The sequence below is a fragment of the Spiroplasma sp. hyd1 genome, assembly GCF_016082235.1.
GTDB classification, from domain to species: Bacteria; Bacillota_I; Bacilli_A; order Mycoplasmatales; family Mycoplasmataceae; genus Spiroplasma; species Spiroplasma poulsonii.
Genome location: NZ_JXYY01000112.1, coordinates 1 through 1,286, shown reverse-complemented (window position 1 = coordinate 1,286; position 1,286 = coordinate 1). Strand labels below are relative to the sequence as shown.

Genomic DNA, 1,286 nt, shown 5'->3' with positions numbered 1-1,286 from the left:
TTTTTACTTATTTATTTAGTATATTTGTATTATTTTTATTTTTTAAAGATTTACGAAATCAACTTGCATTTTTTAAAACTATAAAACAAAGTCCTATAACGATGGTAATTGGTAGTTTGGGGAGTGGCAAAACATTATTAGCAACTCATTTATTAGTTAATTCTAAATATGATACTAAATATTCTAATTATCCAATTAAAAATGAAGATATAGCATTAGCGACTTTTGATATGTTTGATAATAATAATTTAAAAAACCCTATACCTTATAGCGAAAGTAATTTGGTTGTTTTGGATGAAATGGCGTTATATGTTCCTGCTAATGAGGTTAAAGATGGTGCTATGAAAAAATATAGTGGTGTTATTCCTAGTTTAGTTCTTATGCGTCAATATAATATTAATGTTGTATTTATTGGACAAAGAGAAAAACACCATTGAGTAGAATATAGAGAATTAGCAACTGGTTTAATGTTACCTTTAAGTTGTAAAAAACCACCTTTTCAATTTAAAGGAATATTAAAGTATTTTATTTGATTTTTTCCTAAGTTTAAATTTCATATTGGTATTTTTGATGATAAAGATAATTATGATATTTGAAAATCTGAAAGTGTTAAGCGTTCTGCCAATGGTAAAAAAGTAAAATTAAAAAATGCTAGTTCTATTGGTATGCGTAATTTTAAAATTTCTATTTCTTTGTTAGATGCAATGAAATATGATACTAAATATTTGCAATTTGTTAGAGATGTTAAAAATGATAGTGTGAAAGATAAGACATTAACTTATTGAGATTATGTTAATTTTGATAGTTTAGAAAATTTACAAAAAGGAGGTAAATAATTATGAATTTAATAACGAATTGAGATGATGCTTTTAATGTTGTTATTGATATATTTATGAAAATTATGGATTGAATGTGAACTTTAAAATTGCCAGCAACAGATATACCTTTATATGTTCTTTGAATTATAGGGGGTATTTTAGGAATTGTTATGCGTTTGGTTGGTTCAGCACCACAATTAAGTACAATGTCTCAAAATACATCTTCTGCTATGTCTACGGGTTTAGGTGCTATTCGTTTAAAAGAAAGCAAACAAATTGCACATACTAAAGCTAATTCTGAAGGAAAAAAATAATGGTTAAATTATTATGGTTTTTTTTCGTAGCAAGCATTATTGGTATAACATTTGTTGCAAATATTTTTCTTGCATCAGAGACAGCAATGGCGACAATTAAACAGTGATTTAATAGTTCAAATGATTTTTATAAATTAATTGCTCATTTGTTTAT

Annotated in this window: 2 protein-coding genes; both read left to right on the top strand. The window is 25.5% G+C overall.

Going from position 1 to position 1,286, the window contains the following annotated elements:
* Window positions 1-836 (top strand): hypothetical protein (locus TS70_RS06575; protein ID WP_232332560.1); only part of this gene is annotated, 836 nt, incomplete at its 5' end.
* 2 nt (window positions 837-838) lie between these two features.
* Window positions 839-1,132 (top strand): hypothetical protein, encoded by a 294-nt coding sequence (locus tag TS70_RS06570; protein WP_198049791.1) that lies wholly within the window; start codon window positions 839-841, stop codon window positions 1,130-1,132.
* The last annotated feature ends 154 nt before the right edge of the window (window positions 1,133-1,286 follow it).